General features: G+C 61.1%; 22 protein-coding genes. 17 read left to right on the top strand and 5 right to left on the bottom strand.

Features of this window, described 5'->3' with window-relative positions:
- Positions 1 to 913: 913 nt before the first annotated feature.
- The 5 genes from KYT97_RS04605 to KYT97_RS04585 all read left to right on the top strand — a co-directional run bounded on the left by KYT97_RS04605 (position 914) and on the right by KYT97_RS04585 (position 6,202).
- The gene (locus tag KYT97_RS04605) at positions 914 to 1,708 is read left to right on the top strand and encodes an MHYT domain-containing protein (protein WP_033231944.1); all 795 of its coding nucleotides are present in this window, start codon (positions 914 to 916) and stop codon (positions 1,706 to 1,708) included.
- A 340-nt stretch (positions 1,709 to 2,048) separates the two neighbouring features.
- A complete protein-coding gene (locus tag KYT97_RS04600; RefSeq protein WP_245006020.1) occupies positions 2,049 to 4,841 on the top strand; it encodes a HAMP domain-containing sensor histidine kinase in 2,793 nt (930 codons plus the stop codon).
- The gene (locus KYT97_RS04595) at positions 4,838 to 5,254 is read left to right on the top strand and encodes a roadblock/LC7 domain-containing protein (RefSeq protein WP_033231946.1); all 417 of its coding nucleotides are present in this window, start codon (positions 4,838 to 4,840) and stop codon (positions 5,252 to 5,254) included. The genes KYT97_RS04600 and KYT97_RS04595 overlap by 4 nt, the downstream gene beginning before the upstream one ends.
- Positions 5,255 to 5,259: 5 nt before the next feature.
- The gene (locus tag KYT97_RS04590; RefSeq protein ID WP_033231947.1) at positions 5,260 to 5,634 is read left to right on the top strand and encodes a DUF742 domain-containing protein; all 375 of its coding nucleotides are present in this window, start codon (positions 5,260 to 5,262) and stop codon (positions 5,632 to 5,634) included.
- A complete protein-coding gene (locus tag KYT97_RS04585) occupies positions 5,615 to 6,202 on the top strand; it encodes a GTP-binding protein (protein WP_033231948.1) in 588 nt (195 codons plus the stop codon). The genes KYT97_RS04590 and KYT97_RS04585 overlap by 20 nt, the downstream gene beginning before the upstream one ends.
- Positions 6,203 to 6,410: 208 nt before the next feature.
- Here the strand turns inward: KYT97_RS04585 and KYT97_RS04580 are convergent, their stop codons facing one another.
- Positions 6,411 to 7,220 (bottom strand): thioesterase family protein, encoded by an 810-nt coding sequence (locus KYT97_RS04580; protein ID WP_033231949.1) that lies wholly within the window; start codon positions 7,218 to 7,220, stop codon positions 6,411 to 6,413.
- Positions 7,220 to 8,110 carry a RecB family exonuclease gene (locus KYT97_RS04575; RefSeq protein WP_219111838.1) on the bottom strand — a complete coding sequence of 297 codons (891 nt, stop codon included), beginning with the start codon at positions 8,108 to 8,110 and terminating at the stop codon, positions 7,220 to 7,222. The genes KYT97_RS04580 and KYT97_RS04575 overlap by 1 nt, the downstream gene beginning before the upstream one ends.
- Before the next feature lie 87 nt (positions 8,111 to 8,197).
- Here KYT97_RS04575 and KYT97_RS04570 point away from each other — a divergent pair, with 87 nt between their 5' ends.
- Positions 8,198 to 9,199: a tRNA (adenine-N1)-methyltransferase gene (locus KYT97_RS04570; protein WP_219111837.1), complete on the top strand. Its 1,002-nt coding sequence runs from the start codon at positions 8,198 to 8,200 to the stop codon at positions 9,197 to 9,199.
- Positions 9,200 to 9,270: 71 nt separating this feature from the next.
- Here KYT97_RS04570 and KYT97_RS04565 read toward each other — a convergent pair whose 3' ends face one another.
- Positions 9,271 to 9,789 (bottom strand): WKL family lipoprotein, encoded by a 519-nt coding sequence (locus KYT97_RS04565; protein ID WP_033231950.1) that lies wholly within the window; start codon positions 9,787 to 9,789, stop codon positions 9,271 to 9,273.
- Positions 9,790 to 9,981: 192 nt separating this feature from the next.
- On the opposite strand from KYT97_RS04565, the gene arc reads away from it, so the two are divergent.
- Complete coding sequence (gene arc / locus KYT97_RS04560) at positions 9,982 to 11,757, top strand: proteasome ATPase (protein WP_033231951.1); 1,776 nt, start codon at positions 9,982 to 9,984, stop codon at positions 11,755 to 11,757.
- A 169-nt stretch (positions 11,758 to 11,926) separates the two neighbouring features.
- Here the strand turns inward: arc and KYT97_RS04555 are convergent, their stop codons facing one another.
- Positions 11,927 to 12,499 (bottom strand): NUDIX hydrolase, encoded by a 573-nt coding sequence (locus KYT97_RS04555; RefSeq protein ID WP_033231952.1) that lies wholly within the window; start codon positions 12,497 to 12,499, stop codon positions 11,927 to 11,929.
- A gap of 57 nt (positions 12,500 to 12,556) precedes the next feature.
- Here KYT97_RS04555 and dop point away from each other — a divergent pair, with 57 nt between their 5' ends.
- The 4 genes from dop to prcA all read left to right on the top strand — a co-directional run bounded on the left by dop (position 12,557) and on the right by prcA (position 16,055).
- A complete protein-coding gene (gene dop / locus KYT97_RS04550) occupies positions 12,557 to 14,056 on the top strand; it encodes a depupylase/deamidase Dop (RefSeq protein ID WP_033231953.1) in 1,500 nt (499 codons plus the stop codon).
- 144 nt (positions 14,057 to 14,200) lie between these two features.
- Positions 14,201 to 14,395 carry a ubiquitin-like protein Pup gene (locus KYT97_RS04545; protein ID WP_033231954.1) on the top strand — a complete coding sequence of 65 codons (195 nt, stop codon included), beginning with the start codon at positions 14,201 to 14,203 and terminating at the stop codon, positions 14,393 to 14,395.
- Positions 14,392 to 15,270, top strand: coding sequence for a proteasome subunit beta (prcB, locus tag KYT97_RS04540; protein WP_033231955.1), 879 nt, complete (start codon positions 14,392 to 14,394; stop codon positions 15,268 to 15,270). Before KYT97_RS04545 ends, prcB begins: the two co-directional genes overlap by 4 nt.
- The gene (gene prcA, locus KYT97_RS04535; RefSeq protein WP_045067829.1) at positions 15,267 to 16,055 is read left to right on the top strand and encodes a proteasome subunit alpha; all 789 of its coding nucleotides are present in this window, start codon (positions 15,267 to 15,269) and stop codon (positions 16,053 to 16,055) included. Before prcB ends, prcA begins: the two co-directional genes overlap by 4 nt.
- A 10-nt stretch (positions 16,056 to 16,065) precedes the next feature.
- Here the strand turns inward: prcA and KYT97_RS04530 are convergent, their stop codons facing one another.
- Positions 16,066 to 17,487 carry a bifunctional phosphatase PAP2/diacylglycerol kinase family protein gene (locus KYT97_RS04530; RefSeq protein WP_219112812.1) on the bottom strand — a complete coding sequence of 474 codons (1,422 nt, stop codon included), beginning with the start codon at positions 17,485 to 17,487 and terminating at the stop codon, positions 16,066 to 16,068.
- Positions 17,488 to 17,630: 143 nt separating this feature from the next.
- Between KYT97_RS04530 and pafA the strand changes: the two genes are divergently transcribed.
- From pafA to KYT97_RS04500, 6 genes are all read left to right on the top strand, one after another.
- Complete coding sequence (pafA, locus tag KYT97_RS04525) at positions 17,631 to 18,989, top strand: Pup--protein ligase (RefSeq protein ID WP_181317503.1); 1,359 nt, start codon at positions 17,631 to 17,633, stop codon at positions 18,987 to 18,989.
- A gap of 43 nt (positions 18,990 to 19,032) precedes the next feature.
- Positions 19,033 to 20,043, top strand: a complete 1,011-nt coding sequence (locus KYT97_RS04520; protein WP_219111836.1) for a helix-turn-helix transcriptional regulator — start codon at positions 19,033 to 19,035, stop codon at positions 20,041 to 20,043.
- On the top strand, positions 20,043 to 21,020 hold the full coding sequence (locus tag KYT97_RS04515) for a helix-turn-helix transcriptional regulator (RefSeq protein ID WP_033231960.1): 978 nt from the start codon (positions 20,043 to 20,045) through the stop codon (positions 21,018 to 21,020). Before KYT97_RS04520 ends, KYT97_RS04515 begins: the two co-directional genes overlap by 1 nt.
- A gap of 123 nt (positions 21,021 to 21,143) precedes the next feature.
- Positions 21,144 to 21,410 carry a Sec-independent protein translocase subunit TatA gene (gene tatA / locus KYT97_RS04510; protein ID WP_033231961.1) on the top strand — a complete coding sequence of 89 codons (267 nt, stop codon included), beginning with the start codon at positions 21,144 to 21,146 and terminating at the stop codon, positions 21,408 to 21,410.
- 89 nt (positions 21,411 to 21,499) lie between these two features.
- Positions 21,500 to 22,531, top strand: a complete 1,032-nt coding sequence (gene tatC, locus KYT97_RS04505) for a twin-arginine translocase subunit TatC (RefSeq protein WP_095886357.1) — start codon at positions 21,500 to 21,502, stop codon at positions 22,529 to 22,531.
- A gap of 85 nt (positions 22,532 to 22,616) precedes the next feature.
- Positions 22,617 to 25,343 carry a DEAD/DEAH box helicase gene (locus KYT97_RS04500; protein ID WP_033231963.1) on the top strand — a complete coding sequence of 909 codons (2,727 nt, stop codon included), beginning with the start codon at positions 22,617 to 22,619 and terminating at the stop codon, positions 25,341 to 25,343.
- Positions 25,344 to 25,382 lie beyond the last annotated feature (39 nt).

Genomic DNA, 25,382 nt, shown 5'->3' with positions numbered 1-25,382 from the left:
CCTCGTCTGTAGCGCCTGTGTGTGTCAGGTCATTCAACGCAGCAAACTGAGAGCGTCCATCTTGTCTACGAGAATGGTCTTACAACAAGCATGCAGTGCGTTGTCGCGTCGCGCGGCCGGGCGACGGGTCTTGTCGCCATTGGGCGTATCCGACTCGACCCGCAATCCTAGGCTTGCGATGTGGAGCAGGCGGTAACGCCACTCGAATCCGGAGGTCGCCGAGAGTCTGCATCGCCCACTGTTCGAGACTTGACGTGTTGCCGGGTCGATCGGTGGCTGTCTAACGGCCATCCGGTCTGTAGTCACGGCCACCCAGTGCCGGATGTGACCAACCGGACCAATGATCGGCGTCGAATCGCTATGGGGCTGAACGCAATTCAAGATCCTGATGGAAGGGTTGAGAAGCAAGGATCGAATTGGCCAATGTCATGTTCGAGCGCCCGATAGATGTGGTGGGCGTGTGGACGCAGTCTCTATCGTGGTCATCCCCAATTCTCTTCCGTCGTTTGAATTAGCCGCACCATCATGGCGGCGGTCGTTATCACAAATGGTCGTTGCTCTTCGTTTCAGTTGAGCAGAATCGGGCGTGAGTAATAGCCTTCGGACGATTCGATATACCTGCAGAAATTGGAATTCGATAGCCACAACAGAATGTGGTGCTAATCACACTGAAGCATTCGAGCATTGAGTCCACGAGTAGCGGGCGAATTCGCCGCAATTTGTCCGCGTGGGCTCGAAGTCGTTACGAAGCGGCATCGGTATTGCTCGTTTCTTCGAAAATCGTTTATCGAATCAGCACATCGTGATTGTCCTGCACGCTGCGCCTCGTCTGGTAGTGGTACTGCTGCCACCTGAAATCTCTGTGAGAGAGTGCATCAATTGAAAGTGTCAACAACAATCCTAAGGATCTGGCATGTCGGATGAAATGCACCACTTCTCGATGGGAATCTGGCTGCTCGCACTCGCCTTCGTTGTTTCCGTCGCCGGATCGGTTATCGGCTTGGCGTGCACGCGTCATTCCATGAATGCCACGACCCGCGAATCGCGGATGCGCTGGTTGTTCATGGCTGCACTGTCGATTGGTGGTGTCGCCATATGGTTGATGCACTTCATCGCGATGCTCGGGTTCTCCGTGCCGGGAAGCCCCATTCGATACAGCCTGATGTGGACAGTGGTCTCGGCACTGATTTCCGTGACCGCGGTTTTCGTCGGATTGGTGATCATCGGCACCGAGTTCCGGTTGAGTCGACTCCTCGCCGGTGGCCTCGTCATGGGCGTCGCGGTCAATGTCATGCACTACACAGGTATGCGCGCCTTGCGCTTTCAGGGCGAGATCCACTACGACGTGTACTTTGTCGCACTCTCGCTCCTGATTGCCGTCGTTGCCGGCACCGTTGCGTTGTGGTTCACGATGATTGTGGAATCCACGGTGCTGCGTTTATTCGCCGGCGTGATCATGGGCGTTGCAGTAGTCAGCATGCACTACACGGGAATGGCCGCTGTAGAAGTTGTTCACGATCCGTCGGCAACTACTCCCGAGGGTCTCGAGGTGTTCTCGTTTCTGTTTCCCGTCTTCGTGCTCGGTCTCTTGGCACTGGCTATTCCGATTGTGGCAGTCTTGACCGCTCCGGATCCTGTGACCGCACATATGGATTCCGCGGCCGATGAATTGGCATCGGAAGCGCGGGAATTTGCAGTGAGAGACTGAACCGAAGGATTCAGGTCAGGGCCTCGCCGAACAGATTTTCGGATGTGACTTTTCTGCCCTCATCCATCTTTAGTCGGGCGGTGCTGACATGAGGTTGATTTCAATCTCAATGTCGGCGTCGCCCGCTGATCCCTATCGTCGTGCCTTGAAAATGGACATAAAACCTACATAGCAGACAAAAAATCTGGACAATAGGGACTATCGGCGCAATGCGATAAAGATCATTCTGTTACCGTTCAATCGCTTTCCTTCGATTGCACGTAGTCGAAGGAGCTCGGGCGATTCCCTGATCGGGGGGTTGACAGACTTTAATAGCAGACGCGAAGAGGCATTGGTCCGCATGAAACACGATGCACACACAACCTCGTGGTGGTCGATCGGCGAATGGCGCCTAGGTTGGAAGGTTGTCGCCGTCTTTGCAGTTCCGATGCTCGTTGCCATCCTGCTCGGCGCACTTCGGATCCAGGGCGAGCTTTCCACTGCTGCAAAACTGACGTCGTCCTCGGAACGCGTGCTTGCTTCCCCCGCGGCTCTCCGGCTCGAAGAGGCGCTCGACGACCTTGCAGTCGCTTCCTCCTCCGGCACCGAACTCGAGACCGCCACGGCTGCAACGACAGCGGCCATGGCAGAGTTCGCCGCGGCCGGTCGAATGTTCCACACCGACGGGGCAATCGGTGACCAGGTCACCCGCGCTCTGGAGAACAGCCAGTCGATCATCGACGAAGTTTCCGCCGGCGCAGTCGCACCCGCTCGACTGGTCACCCGCGTCAACGAAGCATCCATCGACATCTGGACCATATTCGCCGACATCATGCGCGATTCCCCGCAGCCGGTCATGCGTCAGAGCGGAGGCGAGTTCTCTGCCTTGTGGTCAGCTCGTCGAGCATTCGCCGACCAGCGCATTCTGTTCGGTTCCGGGCGCCTCGATCAGCAAGCTCGAACCGCTTTGGTTGGCGTTGCGGGCGCAGAACTCGCGGCCCTGCGCGGTGTAGTGCTCCCGCGCGATGATTCGGAGAGCTCTCTGAATACCGTCGCCGCTGTGAACGCACTTCGCGCGTCCGCACAGGGGCGCGTCGACGAAATCGGTGCCACAGCATCGACGTCCCCGCTGAGCAGCCAGATCGACGTCGGGCTGCAGACAAGTCGTGATCATTACGACACGTTGGCCAACGCGGCATCAAGCAAGTTCGCCGCGACAGTGGGCACCGAAGCCAACTCAGCCCGATCCGCCGCCCTTCGAGACACCGCGCTCGTTCTCGGCGCTGTCCTCGCAGCCCTTGTTCTCGCGCTGATCATCAGCCGCTCGCTGGTCGAACCCATCCGACGCCTGCGATTCGCCGCTCTCCACGCAGCGCGACGGGGACTACCCGAGGCGATCGAGAGAATCCGCGCCGGCGAGAAGGTAAGCGACCTCGAAGTACCTCGAGTACCTGTTCACACCCACGAGGAAATCGGGCAACTCGCACGCGCTGTAGACGACATGCACGGGCAGGCCATCACTTTGGCCGGCGAGCAGGCAACACTCCGTCGCCAGGTCAACGACATGTTCGAAACGCTCTCCCGACGCAACAAGTCCCTCGTCGAACAGCAACTCGGTCTCATCGAGCAACTTGAACAAGACGAAGACGATCCGAATCGCCTCGAGAATCTCTTTCGTCTCGACCACATTGCCGCCCGAATGCGACGCAACAGCGACAATCTCCTGATCCTGTCCGGCACCGAAGGGCGACGCGTACGAACCGCACCGATCGCTCTTGCCGACGCTCTACGCGCTTCGGTTTCCGGAGTCGAAGACTATCTGCGTGTCGAACTCGGACAGATTCTGTCTGCTGTTGTCAGTGGCCAGGCCAGTGCAGATGTCGTGCACCTCATCACCGAACTCCTCGATAATGCTCTGCGCTACTCGCCGCCCGAAACAACGGTGACGATCGACGCCGCACGCACGAACGACGGTTCCGTGCTCGTGGAGATTGCCGATCTCGGTATCGGAATGTCGTCGGCCGAACTACTCGATGCCAATAGGCGCCTGTCTTCGGGAGGCGAGATGAGCCCAGATACCGCCCGCCACATGGGACTTTTTGTCATCAGTCGTATCAGCCGTCGATACAATATTTCAGTGCGTCTACGCCCGTCGGGCAGCACATCCGAACACAGTGGCATTACCGCCATGGTTCACTTGCCGGTGGCACTGCTCGACGCACCACGCGACAATGTGGTTCGAACGCCGATGGCGCCGCGTGTTGCTCCGGTCCGTACAGCTTCTCAGGTGAGTGTCGATCGCCCCGAAAGTCCGGCGGCCGATGTACCGGCAGTATCAGCGAGCGGGCTGCCGCAGCGCCAACCTCGAAACAGTCAACCTCGAAACATCAGTGCGGTCACCTTGCCGCCACCTGTTTCAGGCGCTCCCGCTGCAGTCGTTTCACAGCCGCACGCCAGTGCGCTTCCCGCGGGGAATACGCTTCCTCGCCGCACTCCGGGGAACAGTGGGGTACCGGGCATTGGTAGCACCCTCGCCACCGAACCGGCAGCTACAACGCCAGCCGACCCGGAAACTACTGCCACTCAACCGGATACCAGCGTGTCCGCCGCCCGAGAACCTGCGCCGAGGCACCTGTTCGGCGCCCCCAATCCGACTAACACGGCGGCGTTCTTCTCCTCCCGCCCGCGCGATTCGACACCGCCGCGTGTGGGTGTATTCGGCGCGGATGCTCCCGACGCTACCTCCGAGACTCCACCGATTGCATCCCCGATCTTTGCCCGGATGGTGTCCGAGTGGCTGGTCGATCCCACAGACGACAACTCCAGTGCCGCAAGCGGAATCATCTGGACAACCGAAGCAGACGAGGGTTGGGTTGCTGCCCGCGCGTCAACGGACATGCCCGTCACCAGGATCTCCGATTCGGGTCTCCCGATGAGGGACCGCGGTGCGCGGTTGGTTCCCGGAACGGTTGGAACCACTACTGCCACTTTCCGTTCCGGATCCCACCGTAAGAGCACCGAGCCGGAGAACATCAGACGGGGATGGAGCGACTACCAATCCGGCGTCAGCCGCGGACGGCGGCACGCTAACAGTGAGAACACCACATCCCTGCACTCGACCACGCATGTGCAGGAAGACGAAGGAGAACAGTGAGTACTGTCGGAGCCCCAGAAACTCCTCGCGCACTCGACTGGTTGGTGTCGGGTTTCGCCCGAGACGTGCCGGGAGTGAGCCACGCGATCATCGTCTCGGCCGACGGATTGTTGAGTGCTGCGAGCACCCACCTTCCGCTCGATCGAGCTGATCAATTGGCCGCTGTGACTTCGGGACTTGCCAGCCTCTCCGCCGGTGCATCACGGTTGTTCGACGGCGGTGCCGTTCTGCAATCGGTGGTCGAGATGGAGAACGGGTACCTCCTCCTCATGGGCGTCGGTAGCGGGGCATACCTCGCTGCACTTGCCGTTGCGGGATGCGATATCGGTCAGATCGGTTACGAAATGGCAACCCTGGTCGATCGCGTCGGAACAACCATGGACATCGCTCCCAGATCAGGTCGGGATATGTGAACTCGATGCCACATCATCACTCCGAGCACGTTGATCCTGAACCGAGTCTCGTTCGACCGTACGCACTCACCGAAGGCAGGACGAAGCCGTCCATCGACCTTCCGCTCGAAGCGATCGTCGCAACGGTAGAGGATGCCATCGCAAAAAGCCTTGCACCCGAGGACATTCGCGCGTCGATTGTCGCTCTCTGCGGGCAGCGAATCTCGATCGCGGAAATCGGGGCATACCTCGGGGTTCCGATCGGGGTGGCTCGGGTCCTGGTCGCAGATCTTGTTGTTGCCGGGGCATTGGAAGTGCAAGCCACTCTGCGAAGCGATGCGACTGCGGTCGAACGCCTCGACCTGATCGAAAGGACCCTCCGTGGACTTCGGGCACTCTGACGCGCCATCTCGCGTCACATCGACAAAAATAGTAGTTGCCGGAGGATTCGGCGTCGGAAAGACCACGCTTGTCGGGACGGTCTCCGAAATCGTCCCCCTGCGCACGGAAGCGATGGTGACCGACGCCAGTGACGGCATCGACCACCTCGGCGCGACACCGAACAAGGACACCACAACAGTCGCAATGGATTTCGGCCGCATTACGCTGGCCGACGACCTGGTTCTCTATCTGTTCGGCACACCGGGCCAGCGGCGATTCTGGTTCATGTGGGACGACCTGATCACCGGCGCTATCGGAGCAGTCATCCTCATCGACACGCGTCGTCTCGAAGACAGCTTTGCTGCTGTCGACTTCTTCGAAGCCCGCGGCTTGCCGTTCATCGTGGCAGTCAACCGTTTCGACGGAGCCCCGATTCACTCGGCACACGATCTTCGTCAGGCGCTGGCGTTATCCGACCAAATCCCCATGATCGAGATTGATGCCCGCGACCGCGCGTCCGCGGTGCAGGCATTGATCACCGTCACTGAATACTCGCTCGCACGTCTTGCTGCCACTGCGCCCGCTTAACTTTGCGCTATCGCTCCCGAACGGAGTGACCGGCGTCAGAGGTTACTGACCAGTTGGTTACCACATCGCAATGTTTACATGTATGATCGATGTGTAAGTGTCGATGTTGCAGTTGGCGTTTTGCCGGCGTCGTCGGTCCCCTAATTTGTGTGGCCGTCGAAGTCGACCGGCGTAGATAGTCGACGCGCTGCTGTCTCGCTTGCGGCAATCAGGAGCGGGCGCGAATCTGCAAGGTCTGGGCGATGCGCCCGACTGCACCCTGCTCGTCGTAGAGCACTCCGGCGCACATTCCGACGCCATCGGGTCCGGTGGTGGTTTCCGCGGAAACCCCGACCCATTCGCCCTCGGGAACCCGGAAGATGTGCACCGTCAGATCGGTGTTCAGGAACGTCCAGTGCGCGGGGTCGAGTTTCGCTCCGACGCCATTGGAGATGTCGGCAATCGCAAACAGCCTCTCCAGGGCTGTCATCTCTTCACCCTCGACCAATACGGGCTTCGGCCGTGCCCACACCTTTCCTGTTCCCTCGCAACCAATTTCGGCAATCCACGACCAATCGAGCGTCTCGAGATAGCCGATGTTCCACATGCCACCCAGTACACCCGGCGTGCCGGTTTCGCGCGGTTCCAGCGGTGGATCGACCACGTGGAGAACGTCGGTGGTGTCTGCGGTTTCCATGCGCCACGCCGTACCACGTGCCACGGCCCGTGACGATCCGTCGGGCGCGGTTGCCCACAATTCGGCGACGATCAATTCGATTCTGCGACCGGGTCGTTCGATCCACGAGCGAACCTCGATGTCCGCGATCGGGATCGGCCCGAGAATCTCCACGACCACCCGAGTCAGACGAGTTCCCTCGCGGGCGCCACAGCGCTCGAGTGCACGCACCAACAGTGCCGACGGGGGAGCGCCGTGTTGGAGCGTCGGACCCCAGATACTGACCGTTGCCTGCGTAGTCGCGAAGCGTTCGTGGCCTTCCGCGGTAGTGCCCAAGAACTGGTAGTACGAAGTGTCTGCCATTACGTATTCTCCTTTGCCGCAACAACTTCTGCGTCCCGCAAGTCCGGCCACCCAGGATACGGCGGCGGTGTGCCGCCGAACGAGGGGCAGAGGGCCTTGTGATCGCACCAGTCGCACAGTTTGCCAGGCTTGGGTCGGAAGTCTCCCGTTGCACCTGCCGCCAGGATTGCCTTCCAGATAGCGGACAATGTCCGCTCGAAACGCACCAGTTCGTCGTGATCGGGGGTGTATGTGAGGATCGATCCCGACGCCAGGTAGATCAGCTTGAGTTGAGCGGGCACGATCTTGCGAGTTCGCAGTAGGACCAGTGCGTAGAACTTCATCTGGAACAGCGCTTTGGACTCCGTGAATTCTCGCGGGGCCTTGCCGGTCTTGTAATCGACGACGCGCACTTCGCCGGTGGGGGCGACGTCGATGCGATCGACAAATCCGCGAAGTCGAACGCCGTTCTCGAGTTCGGTCTCGACGTACACCTCGCAGGCTTGTGCGTCGAACCGCGTCGGATCCTCGAGGGTGTAATACGTCTGAACGAGCTTGCTCACTTCGGAGAGAAAACCGTCGAGGTCCTTGTCGGTAATCAACTCGGCCGTGTCGGGGGAGTCGGCGCTCACCCGCTCCCAAGCGGGGCGAACCAACTCCGCAGCTCGATCCGGAACCCGTTGACCGGTGGGTAGCGCAAACAACGCTTCCAGGGCAGCATGGACAACAGTGCCTCTGACCTGTGCTCTTGTTGGTGTTTCCGGGATTCGATCGATGGCTCTGAACCGATAGAGCAGCGGGCACTGTTTGTAGTCACCCGCACGAGAAGGCGACAGCGCCGGCCGACTACGCGGGCGATCGTGTGATGTTCCACCCGCTAACGAGGGGGCTGGCAGTTCTACAGAGCTCACACCTGGCAGGCTAGACGCTTGGCCCGACAACTCCGTCGGGGCCGGTGGCGAGGACGCCGGAGCAAAACGAACAGGGATTACTCACGCATGGTGAACGATACGCAACCCGAAGAAATCACGACCGAGTTGGATGAGGTTGCGCAGTCTGCTGTCACCGAACCGGAACTCGACGCTGTAGTAGCTGTAGCAGACGGCCAGGCAGTAGCCGAGGTCGAGGAAACAGCACCCGGTAAGCGCCCCTCCGGGCCGTTCCGTGTCGGCGACCGCGTCCAGCTGACCGACGGCAAGGGACGGCACTACACGATCGTGCTCGAGGCCAACCGCGAGTACCACACCCACAAGGGTGGGATCGTGCACAACGACCTCATCGGCGCGGACGAGGGCAGCGTCGTCAAGTCCGTCAACGGGACGCCCTACCTCGCCTTGCGTCCACTGCTCGTCGACTACGTGCTGTCGATGCCACGCGGCGCGCAGGTTATCTACCCCAAGGACGCGGCGCAGATCGTCCACGAGGGCGACGTGTTTCCGGGTGCCCGGGTACTCGAGGCAGGCGCCGGTTCCGGCGCGTTGACGTGTTCACTGCTTCGTGCGGTCGGACCCGAAGGCAAGGTCATCTCGTACGAGGTGCGCGACGATCATGCCGAACACGCGGTTCGCAACGTCGAGACGTTCTTCGGTGAGCGTCCGCCGAACTGGGAACTGACGATCGCGGATCTCGCGGAGTTCGATCCGGAAGCGCACGGCGGCAAGGTCGACCGGGTGGTTCTCGACATGCTCGCGCCGTGGGATGTTCTGCCCGCCGTGTCGAGGGCATTGGTTCCCGGCGGCGTTCTGATCGTGTACGTCGCGACGGTGACGCAGCTGTCCAAGGTGGTCGAGGCGATGCGTGAGCAGGAATGCTGGACCGAGCCGCGCTCGTGGGAATCCATCGTCCGCGGCTGGCACGTCGTCGGATTGGCCGTTCGTCCCGAGCACCGCATGCAGGGGCACACCGCGTTCCTGATCAGTGCGCGTCGTCTGGCCGAGGGCACTGTGACCCCGAAGCCTCAGCGCCGCGCCGGCAAGGGCTCGAACACTGCCGCCAAGTAGCCACTGCCTCCAAACAAAACGAGCGGCGATCCGAAAAAATCGGATCGCCGCTCGTTTTGTTTGCGGAGAAATTATCCAGCGCAGGAAGCGCGGCCCATTTCCAGGAGCACGCATGCGGAGGTGTCGGACAGCTTCCAGGTGCCGTCTTCGAGCTCCCACGTCCACGGAGCGGCAGGCATCGCGCCGTGCGGGCTCACCACTGCAACGTCGGCGGTGGCCGTCTCGCCGTCGACCTTGACGTTCTCGACGGTGAAGGTGATCTTGTACGCCGGGTTGCCACCCAGAGCGGTACCCATGGTCTCGATGTTGGCCTGACGGTTCGTTCCGTCGACCACAAGGGCGGTCTTCTCGGCGATCGGCTTGGCCGGATCGATAAGCGCAACCAGCTGTGCATTCAGCTCGTCTGCCGTCGGAGCTGCTGCGGCCGCGGCCGCGGACGTCGTTGCACTCGAGGCGGCAGAAGCGCTCGACGTTGCAGCAACAGAGGTGGACGTGGCCGACGAGTCGGAGCTGTCGTCCGAGCTGCAGGCTCCGAGAGCGAGGACAGCGGCGACGGCACAGGCGCTGACGAGTGTCTTGCGGATGATCACAGCGTGACCTTTCGTTGGGGGAGACAGGCACTGTCTCGGCATTGTAGGCAAGGCTAACATGGCTTACTTTTGGTTCAGGAGCGGTCTCGGTGTGGCAGTCGCGGCTGTGAAATCGAACTCGCGCACCGTGTCTGGCGACACTTGGGCCGCGATGCCGGTAGCGTTGATCTATCGCACTGGGAGGAGACGCATATGAGCTCGACAGAGAACCCGGATTCGGTTGCGGCAGCAGAAGAGCTTCACGCGTTACGAGTGGAATTGCAGGTTCTGCGGCGTCAACTCGCACAGTCGCCGGAGCAGGTGCGGGAATTGGAGTCGAAACTTGACTCGCTCGCCATCCGAAACGGCAAGTTGATGGACACTCTCAAGGAGGCCCGTCAACAACTGATCGCTTTACGCGAAGAGGTCGACAGACTCGGTCAGCCGCCGAGTGGCTACGGCGTGCTGCTCGCAGTTCACGAAGACAAAACGGTGGACGTTTTCACGTCCGGCCGCAAAATGCGTCTAACGTGTTCACCGAATATCGACACCGACACGCTCACTCAGGGTCAGACCGTGCGGCTCAACGAGGCCCTCACCATCGTGGAAGCCGGTGGTTACGAGCAGGTCGGCGAAATCAGCACTCTGCGTGAGGTACTCGACGACGGCTTGCGGGCGCTGGTAGTCGGGCACGCCGACGAAGAGCGAATCGTGTGGCTTGCTGCGCCCCTGGCAGCGGTGTTCGCCGATCCCCAGGCCGACATCATCGCCTATGACGCCGATTCCCCGACCAGGAAGCTGCGCCCGGGCGACTCCCTGCTGGTCGACGCCAAAGCCGGTTATGCGTTCGAGCGTATTCCCAAGGCCGAGGTCGAAGATTTGGTCCTCGAAGAGGTGCCGGACGTGCATTACGACGACATCGGTGGCCTCGGTCGGCAGATCGAACAGATCCGGGACGCCGTCGAACTGCCCTTCCTGCACAAGGACCTGTTCCACGAGTACTCACTGCGTCCACCGAAGGGCGTACTGCTTTACGGTCCGCCCGGTTGCGGTAAGACCCTGATCGCGAAGGCAGTCGCCAATTCGTTGGCGAAGAAGATCGCCGAAGCCCGTGGGCAGGACAGCAAGGACGCAAAGTCCTACTTCCTCAACATCAAGGGCCCCGAGCTTCTGAACAAGTTCGTCGGCGAAACCGAACGCCACATTCGGATGATTTTCCAGCGGGCCCGCGAAAAGGCGTCCGAAGGCACCCCGGTCATCGTGTTCTTCGACGAGATGGACTCCATTTTCCGTACCCGCGGTTCAGGAGTCTCCTCGGATGTGGAAACGACAGTGGTTCCGCAGTTGCTCAGTGAGATCGACGGTGTGGAAGGCCTAGAGAACGTCATTGTGATTGGTGCGTCCAACCGCGAGGACATGATCGACCCTGCCATTCTGCGGCCGGGTCGTCTGGACGTGAAGATCAAGATCGAGCGTCCCGACGCCGAATCCGCGCAGGACATCTTCTCGAAGTACCTGGTCGACGGTCTGCCGATCAATGCCGACGACCTCGCCGAGTTCGGTGGCGATCGCGCAGCATGCCTCAAGGCGATGATCGTTCGCGTTGTGGATCGCATGTACGCGGAGAGCGAGGAGAACCGTTTCCTCGAAGTCACCTACGCAAACGGTGACAAGGAAGTCCTGTTCTTCAAGGACTTCAACTCCGGTGCCATGATCCAGAACATCGTCGACCGGGCGAAGAAGTACGCCATCAAATCGGTACTCGATACCGGTGCACCGGGATTGCGGGTTCAGCATCTCTTCGATTCGATCGTCGACGAGTTCGCCGAGAACGAAGACCTGCCGAACACCACCAATCCTGATGACTGGGCCCGTATTTCGGGTAAGAAGGGTGAGCGGATCGTCTACATTCGCACCCTTGTCACCGGCAAGAACGCCAGTGCCAGCCGCGCTATCGACACCGAGTCCAACACGGGCCAGTACCTGTAGGACGCCGCAGCAGAATCGGGCCGGCACTCGCAAGAGTGCCGGCCCGATCTGTATTCGAGCGCATGCCAACTCGATCCTGACTGCACACAACCCCGTCGAAAATGGCCAGATGCGACATCTCAGCGCTGGTTGTGTGCCGATACGCACGCCCAACCTGAACCTGTCCCGATCATTCGCTGCTGAGTTGGCTCCATCGGTAGTCGGCCAACAACACCCGGGTATCGGGCACGAAGGGCCACGACGGGTCCTTCAGATGCGCGTCGAGCTCAGCCAGGGTCCACCACCCTCCGTCGGAAATTTCGCTCGGTTGATGGATGACGGGACCGTCGTAGCGGAGCTCGAAGGCAAACAAATGACATCGCAATGCGTGACCGCCCCATTCTCCGTCCCAGGAGATTCTGGCGATTTCCGTCAGCGCCAACGGAGTGTCCTCGGTGCCGAAGATTCCGAGTTCTTCACCGACTTCACGCACAGCCGTGTCGAGTGGTGATTCACCGGGGTCGACGACGCCGCCGGCGATGCAGTCGTGATGGCCACCGAAGACCGCTTTGCTTGTAGTTCGGCGATGAACGTACACGCGCTCGCCGTCCGTGGAGCGCACGAGAACTCCTGAACTGGCGTGCCAGAGTCCGTCTCGATAGACAAGGCTGCGAGGCGCCTGGCCGATCGGTTTACCGAACTGGTCGTACACCGCAACAACCTCATCTGATCGTTTTGTGTCGGTGTCAGGTGGATGCTGCATTCCTCCTACTGTGCCACCACTGCAAGTACTGACGCTCGATCGCATAGTCTCGAACGTATGCAGCGGATTATCGGTGTCGAGGTCGAGTACGGAATATCTTCACCCAGTGAGCCTTCGGCGAATCCGATACTCACATCAACCCAGGCGGTACTGGCGTACGCCGCCGCCGCGGGTGTACCCCGAGCGAGGCGTACACGCTGGGACTATGAGGTGGAATCGCCCCTGCGTGACGCCCGCGGATTCGACCTGGGGCGACTCAGCGGGCCGGCTCCGGTGATCGACGCCGACGAAATCGGTGCGGCAAACATGATTCTCACCAACGGTGCCCGCTTGTACGTCGATCACGCACATCCCGAGTATTCGGCACCTGAAGTGGCCGATCCACTCGACGCGGTGATCTGGGACAAGGCCGGTGAGCGGGTCATGGAAGCAGCTGCTCGCCACGCCTCGAGTGTTCCCGGCGCGCCGCGCCTGCAGTTGTACAAGAACAACGTCGACGGCAAGGGGGCCTCGTACGGCACCCACGAGAACTACCTGTGCTCCCGGGCGACCCCGTTCACGGACATCGTTGCCGGTTTGACGCCCTTCTTCGCGTCACGCCAGGTCATTTGCGGTTCCGGTCGCGTGGGCATCGGCCAGTCCGGGGACGAGGCAGGTTTCCAGCTGTCGCAGCGAGCCGATTACATCGAGGTCGAGGTCGGGCTGGAGACGACTCTCAAACGCGGAATCATCAACACCCGCGACGAACCGCACGCCGACGCGGACAAGTACCGCCGTCTGCACGTCATTATCGGTGACGCGAACCTTGCGGAGATGTCCACGTACCTCAAGGTGGGGACCACGGCGCTGGTTCTCGATCTGATCGAAGCGGGCGTCGATCTGACGGATCTGCAGTTGGCGCGCCCCGTCACCGCGGTTCACCACATCAGCCATGATCCGACCCTGCGCAAGACCGTCGCCTTGTCCGACGGGCGCGAGTTGACTGGGCTTGCGCTGCAACGTATTTACCTCGAACGCGTCGCCAAGTTCCTCGATCGGGAAACTGATCGGGATGCGCGCGCCGACGACATCGTGTCCAAGTGGGCCATGGTTCTCGATCTTCTCGAACGCGATCCGATGGACTGCGCACACATCCTGGACTGGCCGGCAAAGCTGCGCCTGCTCGAAGGTTTCCGCAACCGCGAAGGTCTCGCGTGGTCGGCTCCGCGCCTGCATTTGGTCGATTTGCAGTATTCCGATGTCCGTTTGGACAAGGGTTTGTACAACCGATTGGTTGCCCGCGGATCGATGGAACGACTGGTCACCGAGCAACAGGTGCTCGACGCGGTGTCCAATCCGCCCACCGATACGCGTGCGTATTTCCGTGGTGAATGCCTCCGTCGATTCGGTGGCGATATCGCTGCTGCCAGCTGGGATTCGGTGATATTCGACCTCGGGGGTGAATCGCTGATCCGGATACCGACCCTGGAACCACTGCGCGGCAGTAAGGCTCATGTGGGTGCTCTGCTCGACTCCGTCGACAGCGCTGCGGAGTTGGTGGATCAGCTGACACATTGATTTTGGTGCCTAATCGCGGCCGAGTCTCCCGGCGCGTGACGGTGTCGCTCGGTAGGGTAAAGGTCCGAGCGGATCAGTAACCGAGACTGCTGGGCAGAACAGGATGCTCGTGAGAGCTCCCTTCACACAAGGAGGTCGACGGCGATGGCTCAAGAACAGACGCAGCGTGCCGGTGGCGGCGAAGACGACGACACCACTGGTGGCGACGGTAGTGCCGGCCAGGAACGTCGCGAGAAGCTCGCTGCAGAAACCGACGACCTACTCGACGAAATCGACGACGTGTTGGAAGAGAACGCCGAGGACTTCGTCCGCGCTTACGTGCAGAAGGGCGGCCAGTGACGGTGGATCGCGCGCCCCGGATAACCGACGGGGACACACGGTTGAGCTTCGGCTCCAATCTGTCGTCATTCTCGGAATACCTTCGAGTGCACGCACCGGAGCATCTTCCGCAGAACCGATTCGCTGACAGGGGAGGTGTAACCATGGGCGGGGGTGATGTTGCTCCGCACGGGACCACCATCGTCGCGATCAGTTACGCCGGTGGCGTGTTGCTTGCCGGCGATCGCCGGGCGACCATGGGCAACCTCATCGCCAGCCGTGACGTGCAGAAGGTGTACATCACGGACGACTACTCGGCTGCGGGGATTGCCGGGACCGCCGGCATCGCGATCGAACTGGTGCGCCTGTTCGCGGTTGAACTCGAGCATTACGAGAAGATCGAAGGCGTTTCACTCACGTTCGACGGCAAGGCAAATCGTCTGTCGTCGATGGTGCGTGGCAATCTCGGCGCCGCAATGCAGGGACTCGCAGTTGTACCGCTGCTGGTCGGCTACGACGTGGACGCCGTCGACCCTACGACGGCGGGTCGCATCGTCTCGTACGACGTGGTGGGTGGGCGGTACGAGGAACGTGCCGGCTATCACGCTGTCGGATCGGGATCATTGTTCGCGAAGTCGGCGCTCAAGAAGTTGTATTCACCGGGCATCGACGAGGCCACTGCGCTTCGCTTGGCGGTAGAGGCTCTGTACGACGCCGCCGACGACGATTCGGCGACGGGTGGACCAGACGTCACGCGGGGCATTTATCCGACCGCAGTCACGATCACCGCAGCAGGAGCCGTGGAACTGTCCACGGAGCGGGCGGCCGAAATCGCCAGGGACATTGTTGCGGCGCGTACGGCACTCGGTAATCCGGAAGGGGGTTCTGCGCTATGACGATGCCGTATTACGCATCAGCCGAACAGATCATGCGCGATCGTTCGGAATTGGCGCGCAAAGGAATTGCCCGTGGACGAAGCGTCGTCGTACTGACGTATCGCGACGGTGTGGTGTTTGTCGCGGAGAATCCGTCGACGGCGTTGCACAAGGTCAGTGAGTTGTACGACCGTCTCGGTTTTGCGGCCGTCGGCAAGTACAACGAATTCGAAAATCTCCGTCGTGCGGGCATTGTGCACGCGGACATGCGTGGGTACTCGTACGACCGTCGTGACGTCACAGGCCGTTCGCTCGCCAATGCGTACGCCCAGACTCTGGGCACAATTTTCACCGAGCAACCCAAACCGTACGAGGTCGAGATCTGCGTTGCGGAAATCGGCCGCTTCGGTAGCAACACGCCGGCTCAGCTGTATCGGATCACGTACGACGGTTCGATTGCCGACGAGCAGGAATTTGTGGTCATGGGCGGCACCACAGAGCCAATCGTTACCGCGATGCGCGAGTCGTATCAGCGAGACCTCGATCTGGAGTCCGCTATACGTATCGCAGTTGGAGCATTGCAGAAGGGTGGGCCGGCGCCCGTCGGAACAACCGAGGCCGAGCCCCGGGTGCTGACTGTCGAGGCACTGGAAGTTGCAGTTCTCGACAACAACCGTCCGCGCCGTGCGTTCAAGCGAATCTCGGGAGCAGCACTCGAAGCCATGCTGCCATCGGCAGCAGAGCCCCAGAGTAAGGCTGAGAAGACTGAGGATGCGCCGCCGTCAAACGGCGACGCACCCCAATAGCAACTGTTTTTCAGTCCTTCGAGATTCTGTAGACGGCAACCGCGGCCGGTTCGGTACTGAAATCGAACCGGCGCGCGTCTGCCACAACTTCACCGTCGGTGGCAATCGCTACAGACTCGGCATTCACCTGAACCGAGAGCGCCGGCGCCAGGGCGTGGATGTAGACCGGTGAGCTGCCCAATGTTCCTGTGGCAGCGGCAAACAGCAACCGGGCGCGGGAGAATTTCCGGTCGGCTCGCAAGTATCGGACGTCGAGCAGCCCACGGTTGAGTTCGGGCCGCGACATCGGGACCTGGTCGCCGGGGGAGTACCGGCCGTTTCCGACGAAGAGCATCCAGATACTGGCCTTGGTGCCGTCGATTGTGACACTCATCGGCTCTGCGGCGGCTAGCACGCGGATCATCGCCGCGGCGGCCGCCGGCCACTTGCCGAATCGCGGTTCCCACTTCTCACGTAGCCGTACCGCATCCGGATAGCCGCCCAGACTGGCTGTGTTGAGAAAACGAGCGGTAACCCCGGTATCGGTTGTCACCACGGCATGATCGACAAACGCTGCTTGTCCGGACTCGACCGCCGTCACCGTTTCAGCAACGTCCGCGACACCGACGTCGCGGGCAAAGTGGTTGAGGGTTCCACCTGGGAAAACTGCGAGCGGAAGATTGTGTCGTGTTGCCGCGTCCGCGACCGTGACGACGGTGCCGTCGCCGCCGCACACACCTACCGCTCGCGGTTTCGACTCACGAAGCTTCGCTTCGATCTGCTTGTCGAAATCTATGTCCGGGTTGAATTCGATAATGACTGCTGCGGGCAGGGCTTCCCGGATCGCATCCACGATGCCGTCGTCTTCGCTGCCGGATCCGGGATTGGTGAAGACAACCAGTCCGTCGCCTCCAGGCAGCGCAGGTACCACACACTCGGGACCAAGATCCGCGGGTTCTTCGTCGCGTACTGCCCACCACCTGCGCGTTCCCGCTGCCACGGCACCTCCGACGGCTATTCCGGCGAACACGTCCGAAGGCCAGTGGACCCCGTTGTGCACGCGTGAATAGGCGACGGCCGCGGCCAATGGAGCGAGTACTGCGCCGGTTGTCGGAGATTCCATTGCTACCGCGGTAGTGAATGCGGCTGCGGAGGCGCTATGACCCGACGGGAAAGACGAGGACGTCGGGAACTCGACTCCGCGCTTCGGGTTGATCCACGCGCGAACGGGTGGGCGCCGACGGGGAAAAAGCGGTTTCAACACACCGTTTGCCAGTGCGCTCGATCCGGCCAATGCGAGCATTCCGCGGGCAGCCGCGCGGCGCGGTTGTCCGCCGATCAGCGCGAGGACACCGGCGATAGCCATCCACAGGAACCCGTGGTTGGCTGCTCGCGAGAGCCGCCGCATCACGGAATCGAGCGTGGAAGGCTTCAGTGCGCCAGTGCTTTCCATCCATTTGACGTCGGTTCGGACAAGTTTTCGGTGCAGGTAGCTCACCCCGCCACACTATGCCGACTCGAGATGTTGTCGAGTCGTGACGCCACGGGAGTTCGTCAACACGGGTGAAGCGGGCATTCTGGTTGTACTGTCGAAGTGTGCAGAGACGAATCATGGGTATCGAGACGGAATTCGGCGTTACCTGCACCTTTCACGGGCACAGGCGACTGAGCCCCGACGAGGTTGCTCGTTACCTCTTCCGTCGTGTCGTGTCGTGGGGTCGTAGTTCCAACGTCTTCCTCCGCAACGGAGCGCGCCTGTACTTGGATGTTGGTTCTCATCCGGAGTACGCAACCGCCGAGTGCGACAGCCTCATCCAACTGGTCAACCACGACCGGGCCGGTGAGCGAGTTCTCGAGGAACTGCTCATCGATGCGGAAGAGCGGTTGGCAGAAGAGGGAATCGGTGGCGACATCTACCTCTTCAAGAACAACACCGACTCCGCCGGAAACTCGTACGGTTGCCACGAGAACTTCCTGGTCGCGCGAGCTGGCGAGTTCTCCCGCATCTCCGACGTGCTGTTGCCGTTCCTCGTGACGCGTCAATTGATCTGCGGAGCCGGGAAGGTTCTGCAGACGCCGAAGGCAGCCACGTTCTGCCTTTCCCAGCGTGCCGAGCACATCTGGGAAGGCGTTTCGTCGGCCACCACACGTTCGCGTCCGATTATCAACACCCGCGACGAACCTCATGCCGACGCCGAGAAGTACCGTCGCCTGCACGTCATCGTGGGCGACTCCAACATGGCCGAGACCAGCACCATGCTGAAGGTCGGCTCGGCCGCCTTGGTGCTCGAGATGATCGAGGCTGGAGTCTCCTTCCGCGACTTCGCCCTCGACAATCCGATTCGTGCCATCCGAGAGGTCAGCCACGACGTCACCGGAAAGCGTCCGGTCCGGTTGGCCGGCGGCCGCCAGGCCAGTGCTCTCGACATCCAGCGTGAGTATCACTCGAAGGCTGTGGAGCACCTGCGCAATCGCGAACCGGATCCGCAGGTAGAGCAAGTTGTCGATTTGTGGGGCCGCATGCTCGACGCCGTCGAAGCCCAGGATTTTGCGAAGGTCGACACCGAGATCGACTGGGTGATCAAGCGTAAGTTGTTCCAGCGCTACCAGGATCGTCACGGATTTGATCTGTCGGACCCGAAGATCGCGCAGCTCGATCTTGCGTATCACGACATCAAGCGTGGGCGCGGAGTGTTCGACGTGTTGCAGAAGAAGGGCTTGGTCAAGCGCGTCACGGAGGACGAAACGATCGACGACGCCGTCGACAACCCACCGCAGACGACACGCGCGAAACTTCGCGGCGATTTCATCACTGCAGCGCAGGCCGCGGGGCGTGACTTCACCGTCGACTGGGTGCATCTCAAGCTCAACGATCAAGCTCAGCGAACAGTCCTGTGCAAGGACCCATTCCGTTCGGTCGACGAGAGAGTTGAGCGACTCATCGCGTCGATGTAGTGCGCTGACGTGTCGGCAACCGCAGAGCCACTAGGATTTCGGCGTGGCGACATCGAAAATCGAGCGGTTGATGAACTTGGTGATTGCATTGCTCTCCACCAGGCAGTTCCTCACTGCGGAGAAAATCCGTGATTCAGTAGCCGGTTACAGCGATTCCGCCAACTACGAGGCGTTCTCTCGGATGTTCGAGCGGGACAAGAACGAGCTTCGTGACCTCGGAGTTCCGTTGGAGACGGGACCGGCTGGGCGGTTTTCGACGGTCGAGGGATATCGGATCAATCGCAATGCGTATGAGCTTCCTGATGTCGACTTGACCAGCGAAGAGTCGGCGGCCGTTGCCGTTGCCGTGCAGCTGTGGGAATCGCCCGAGCTGATTTCCGCCGCACAGAGTGCCTTGCTCAAACTGCGTGCTGCCGGTGTGCAGGTCGACGGGGATGTTTCCGCCGCGCCGATTACCGCGATTCCGGCTCGCTCACGTGGTTCCGAACCGGCTCTCGGGAAGCTGCTCGCCGCAGTCGACGCGGGCCGGGCCGTTCATTTCCAGCATCGCGCTGCGCTCAACGAACCGTTCATCGAGCGGACAGTGGAGCCGTGGGGCGTGGTCACGCATAACGGCAAGTGGTATCTGGTCGGTCATGATGTCGATCGGGAAGCTATCCGCACGTTCCGCCTGTCCCGCATCGGTGACGATGTTCGCGAATTCGGCCCAATCGGCGCGGTGCACAAACCGGAGGGTCTTGATCTTCGCGAGGTTGTGGACCGAGTAACCGGATCCGGTGTCGTGACCGGTACCGCGACTGTCTGGGTGGCGGCGAACCGCGCACACGAGCTGCGCAGGTTGGCGTCGTCGATGACGGATCGGACGCTGACCGAACGCGAGGGAAGCGTTCTGTCGATCCCGGTTCGATCGTGGGAGTGGACTGCCAGATTGATCGCCGGACACGGGGCAGATGCGTTGGTGCTTGATCCGCCGGACCTGCGGGCTGACGTGATCACCAAACTTCAAGGTGCTGCGGCACGCTCGGAGATTGCCGAGCAGAAGGAAATTCACTGATGAACAATCGCCTGTCGTCGAGGCTTGCTCGATTGCTGAATCTTGTTCCGTTTTTCATCGCGAATCCTGGAATGAGCGCCGCGGAGGCTGCCGCCGAACTCGGTGTCAGCACAACGCAGTTGATGAACGATCTCAATCAGTTGTGGGTGTGCGGGCTGCCCGGGTACGGCCCGGGCGATCTGATCGATCTGTCATTTTCCGAGGAGAGCATCGACGTCACGTTCTCCGCCGGTATCGACCGCCCCCTTCGGTTGACGTCGACCGAAGCGACCGCGTTGCTCATCGCGTTGCGCTCGCTGGTGGAGATGCCGGGCATGGTCGATCCGTCCGCGGCGCAACGAGCAATTGCCAAGATCGAAGCGGCGGCTGGCTCTGCGGCAGCGCGCGCCACGGGTAACGGGCATGAGGCCGAACCGGAAGACGACGTCGCCGAAGATCCGGTAACGGCGACGGTCCGGTCGGCGCTGGCTGATCGGCGCGCACTGAAGCTGACCTACTACTCGGCTTCGCGGGACGCGGTGTCCGAGCGGGTGGTCGATCCAGTGCGAATCGTGTTGGTCGACAATTTCAGCTATCTCCAGGGCTGGTGCCGCCAGGCCGAGGGTGTGCGGTTGTTCCGATTCGATCGGATCGATGCGGCAATCGAACTCGACGAGCCGTCCACTCCGCCACCGCACGCGCTCGACGAGGATTCCAGTCTGGAATTGTTCAGTGGCGACGGATCACTGCCCGAAGCCCGATTGTTCGTAGCTCAGAACTGTGTCTGGATGCTCGATTACTACCCGATGGACGTCCAGAAGGTGAACGACGACGGTTCCGTCGAGGCAACAATGAGTTTCGGGACACTCGAGTGGATGGCACGGTTGGTTCTCGGGTTCGGCGAGGGTGTTCGGGTGCTTGCACCGCCGGAACTGGTTGCCGAAGTGCATAATCGGGCGGTGACGGCGTTGGACGCTTACGACACGATCGGATCGTGAGCGGGCTTCACAGCAACCGCGCATGAAACAAACAGGTAAACGGTAGCTGAAGTAAGGACTTGGAAGCCTCCTTACGCCGGTTGTGTCCGGTAGCATCGAGGAATCTGATCATGGGAGGTCATTATGGGTGCAATGCAGCCGATGCATTGGCTGATTGTTGCTGTTGTCGTTGTCATTCTGTTCGGGTCGAAGAAACTGCCCGACGCAGCTCGAGGACTCGGCCGTTCACTGCGCATCTTCAAGAGTGAAGTCAAGGAAATGCAGAATGACGACGCGGCTCCTGCTGCGCCCGTCGTTGCTCAGGCCCCGGCTCAGCTGCCGACCGCACAGGTGACCGCTACCGGCGCTGCTGCTCCGATCGCGCAGCCGACCGAAGTCAAGCCGCTCTAGCTACATGCCGCTGTCCAACCGGGGTGAAATCTGTATTCACCCCGGTTGTGTGCTGACCAAAACCAGTTTGCCAAGAGCAGGATGTACCAGTGCGAATTCCGTTAGACCCGCGTAACCGCCAGCGGAAGGTCAACCCCGACGGCACCATGTCGTTGATCGACCACCTGTACGAATTACGAACTCGACTGCTGTTCGCGTTCCTCGGTGTCATCATTACCACCGCCTTCGGATTCTTCTGGTACTCCGCGTCGATTTTCGGGATCGAAAGCCTCGGCGACCTACTGCGCGGACCGTACTGTGAGCTTCCGGTCGAAAGCCGCGCAAACCTCAGCGTCGACGATGCGTGTCGTTTGCTCGCAACCGGTCCGTTCGAGCAGTTCATGCTGCGATTCAAGGTGGCCCTCACCGCGGGAATCGTGCTTGCCAGTCCGATCTGGTTGTACCAGTTGTGGGCATTCATCACTCCGGGCCTGTATTCGAAGGAACGCCGCTACGCCGTGGCGTTTGTCACCGCCGGTGCCGGCCTCTTCATCCTCGGTGCCGTTCTTGCGTACCTGGTCGTGTCGAAGGCTTTGCACTTCCTTCTCACCATCGGTGACAACGTTCAGATCACCGCGCTCAGTGGTTCCGAGTACTTCGGATTCATCATCAACCTGCTGCTGATTTTCGGCGTCAGTTTCGAGATTCCGCTACTGGTCGTCGTACTGAACTTTGCGGGAATCCTTACCTACGAGCGGCTCAAGGCGTGGCGTCGCGGCTTGATCTTCGGCTTGTTCGTGTTCGCGGCCATCGCAACTCCGGGTTCGGACCCGTTCTCGATGCTCGCGCTTGCGCTCTCGCTCACTCTGCTGTTCGAGTTCGCAGTGCAGATTGCGCGCATCAACGACAAGCGCAAGGCCAGGAAGTCCGGCGAAGACTGGGGCGCGCTGTCGGACGAGGAAGCGTCGTCGATCTCGGCGCCGACCGACTTGAACGAAGCTTTGGACGAACCCGCGAAGCCGAAGGCGGAGTCACGCGGATTGTTCGGCCGGAAGTCGAAGGCGAAGGCAACTGCTGCGACCGAAGCCGGTTCCGGTACTGCCGGCAACACGTCGGGCCAGGACTTTACCGACACCCTGTGAGGCGTTCCCCGGTACCTTGTGAGGCGTGTCTCCAGGGTGCTGGGGTTCCCGTGTCGCCGGCGTGTGACACGCTGACGAGGTGGTTATGAGTAGTAGTGAAACGAGTTCTGATGTTGAGCTCAGCAAATTTGCTTCGGGGCTGAAGTTCGACCTCGATCCGTTCCAGATCAACGCCTGCCGCGCCCTCGAAGAGGGTCACGGTGTGCTGGTGTGCGCGCCGACAGGTGCGGGAAAGACTGTGGTCGGCGAATTCGCCGTCCACCTGGCGTTGGCTGCTGGGCGAAAGTGCTTCTACACCACGCCCATCAAAGCATTGAGCAATCAGAAGTACGCCGAACTGAGCGAGCGATACGGCCCCAGTGAGGTCGGTTTGCTCACCGGAGACACCAGCATCAACTCGGACGCTCCTGTTGTTGTCATGACCACCGAGGTGCTTCGCAACATGCTGTACGCCAATTCGGAGGCGTTGCGCGGTCTGTCACACGTTGTCATGGACGAGGTTCACTACCTGGCCGACCGTTTCCGCGGCGCAGTGTGGGAAGAAGTGATCCTGCACCTGTCCGAGGACGTGCGGTTGGTGAGTTTGTCCGCCACCGTGAGCAATGCCGAGGAATTCGGCGCCTGGATGGAGACTGTCCGCGGCGACACCACCGTTGTGGTCGACGAGACGCGGCCGATTCCGTTGTGGCAGCACATCATGGTGGGGCGCCGGATCTTCGATCTCTTCGACAGCCGTAGCAATCCTTCGGCCGGACCCTCGAAGTTTGTTGTCAACCAGGATCTGGTTCGGCATGTCAAACAACGTCAGGCCCTCGACCGGGTGGAAAGCTGGCAGCCGCGCGGTCGTGGCCGTAGTCGCTACCAGAGTGCCAACGATTTCCGGCCACTTCCCAGGCCTGACGTGATCGCACAACTGGACAAGGAAGGTTTGCTGCCGGCAATCACCTTCATCTTCTCGCGCGCCGGGTGCGATGCCGCGCTGACTCAGTGCGTTCGCTCGAGGCTGGATCTGACGACTCCCGAACAGGTGCGCGAGATCGACACGATCATCGACAAACACATCGGTGGCCTCCCCAAAGAGGACTTGGAGGTGCTCGGTTACTGGGAGTGGCGTAAGGCGTTGCAGCGCGGTCTGGCAGCCCACCACGCCGGGATGCTGCCCGCTTTCCGGCAGACGGTCGAGGAGTTGTTCGTCAAGGGCCTCGTCCGCGCTGTATTCGCCACTGAAACTCTGGCACTGGGCATCAACATGCCGGCCCGCACCGTGGTTCTCGAACGGCTGGTCAAGTACAACGGCGAAACTCACGCCGAGCTGACGCCGGGTGAGTACACACAGCTCACCGGTAGAGCTGGCCGACGCGGCATCGATATCGAGGGGCATGCAGTCGTCCTGTGGCAGCCAGGTGTCGAACCGACCGACGTCGCCGGCTTGGCGTCCACCCGAACATTCCCGCTGCGCAGCTCTTTTCGGCCGTCATACAACATGTCGATCAATCTGGTGGATCGCATGGGCGTCAAGGAATCCCGCACGCTGCTCGAGCGCTCGTTCGCCCAATTCCAGGCGGACCGCTCCGTGGTAGGCGTGGTGCGGAGCATCGAACGCAACGAGACCGCGCTGAAAGCGTTGCAGGACAAGCTCGGTGGTCCAGACGGTGAGTACTACGAGTACGCGTCGTTGCGTGATCGACTGAGCGATCGGGAACGCAAACTCGAACGAGAAAGTCGTGAGGATCGCCGCGATCAGGCCGTCGCGTCGCTGCGGACGCTGCGACGCGGTGACGTCATCGCGATTCCGATCGGACGGCATTCGGGTACCGCCGTTGTGCTTGTGCCGGACAACGATCCGAAGGATCCACGGCCGTTGGTTCTCGCCGAAGATCAGTGGGCCGGCAAACTGTCCGCCGCGGATTTCCCCGAAGCTGCCGAAACGCTCGGTGTGATGCGGTTGCCGAAGTTCGTCGATCACCACACCGGACGGTCGCGGCGCGATCTGGCGTCGGCGTTGCGCAGCACCGGATTCACCGCGCCGCGCCGGAAGAAGCGGCACAAGGGCGGCGCGTCCGAGGACGCCGAGGTGGCGTCGTTGCGTCGCGCGATTCGGTCGCACCCGTGCCACAGTTGGCCCGATCGTGACCATCTCGGTCGTATCGGGGAGAAGTACAACCGACTGGCTCGGGAAACACAGGCACTGCGACAAAAAGCGGCAGCCACCACCAATTCCTTGGCGCGTACGTTCGACCGCATCGTGTCGTTGCTCAAGGAGCGCGGTTACATGAGCGCCGAGTCCGTGCCCCAAGTGACAGAAGCCGGGCAACGTCTGAGCCGGATCTACAGCGAGAGCGACTTGCTGGTGGCCGAGTGCCTACGTACCGGTGCGTGGCAGGGTCTGACTCCGCCCGAGCTTGCGGCGGTCGTGTCCTCGGTTGTGTACGAATCGCGTAGGGACGGCGACACGACGAGTCGAGTGCCGACGCAGGCAATCCGTCATGCGCTCACGGACACTCAGCGCCTGTGGAGCGAATTGCGAGCGGACGAAATTCGCCACAAATTGCCGCCGACGCGTGAGCCTGATCTGGGTTTTGTCACGGCGGTCTATCACTGGGCGAGCGACAATTCGCTGGTCGAAGCGTTGTTGGCTGCCGGTGTGCAGGGGCGCGCATTGTCGGCGGGCGATTTTGTCCGCTGGTGCCGACAGGTAATCGATCTCCTCGATCAGGTGCGGCTGACGGCTACGGATCCCGTCGTCGCGAAGGTCGCGGCGAAGGCTGTGGGGTCGATTCGTCGCGGAGTGGTCGCTCTCGACGCAGCTTGAGCGCGGACTGTGTGGTTGGATTCCCAGGAGTTGCGTGTG

The organism is Rhodococcus globerulus, assembly GCF_019334125.1.
GTDB lineage: Bacteria > Actinomycetota > Actinomycetes > Mycobacteriales > Mycobacteriaceae > Rhodococcus_F > Rhodococcus_F globerula.
This window is presented reverse-complemented; position numbering and strand designations above follow the sequence as displayed.

Excerpts from the sequence above, each read along its gene's own strand:
- prcA (WP_045067829.1), top strand. The coding sequence starts at position 15,267 with ATGACGATGCCGTATTACGCATCAGCCGAACAGATCATGCGCGATCGT.
- KYT97_RS04580 (WP_033231949.1), bottom strand. The coding sequence starts at position 7,220 with ATGGCAGACACTTCGTACTACCAGTTCTTGGGCACTACCGCGGAAGGC.
- KYT97_RS04605 (WP_033231944.1), top strand. The coding sequence starts at position 914 with ATGTCGGATGAAATGCACCACTTCTCGATGGGAATCTGGCTGCTCGCA.
- KYT97_RS04530 (WP_219112812.1), bottom strand. The coding sequence starts at position 17,487 with ATGGAAAGCACTGGCGCACTGAAGCCTTCCACGCTCGATTCCGTGATG.
- KYT97_RS04500 (WP_033231963.1), top strand. The coding sequence starts at position 22,617 with ATGAGTAGTAGTGAAACGAGTTCTGATGTTGAGCTCAGCAAATTTGCT.
- tatA (WP_033231961.1), top strand. The coding sequence starts at position 21,144 with ATGGGTGCAATGCAGCCGATGCATTGGCTGATTGTTGCTGTTGTCGTT.
- KYT97_RS04590 (WP_033231947.1), top strand. The coding sequence starts at position 5,260 with ATGCCACATCATCACTCCGAGCACGTTGATCCTGAACCGAGTCTCGTT.
- KYT97_RS04555 (WP_033231952.1), bottom strand. The coding sequence starts at position 12,499 with ATGCAGCATCCACCTGACACCGACACAAAACGATCAGATGAGGTTGTT.
- KYT97_RS04570 (WP_219111837.1), top strand. The coding sequence starts at position 8,198 with ATGGTGAACGATACGCAACCCGAAGAAATCACGACCGAGTTGGATGAG.
- arc (WP_033231951.1), top strand. The coding sequence starts at position 9,982 with ATGAGCTCGACAGAGAACCCGGATTCGGTTGCGGCAGCAGAAGAGCTT.
- KYT97_RS04600 (WP_245006020.1), top strand. The coding sequence starts at position 2,049 with ATGAAACACGATGCACACACAACCTCGTGGTGGTCGATCGGCGAATGG.
- dop (WP_033231953.1), top strand. The coding sequence starts at position 12,557 with ATGCAGCGGATTATCGGTGTCGAGGTCGAGTACGGAATATCTTCACCC.
- KYT97_RS04545 (WP_033231954.1), top strand. The coding sequence starts at position 14,201 with ATGGCTCAAGAACAGACGCAGCGTGCCGGTGGCGGCGAAGACGACGAC.
- KYT97_RS04515 (WP_033231960.1), top strand. The coding sequence starts at position 20,043 with ATGAACAATCGCCTGTCGTCGAGGCTTGCTCGATTGCTGAATCTTGTT.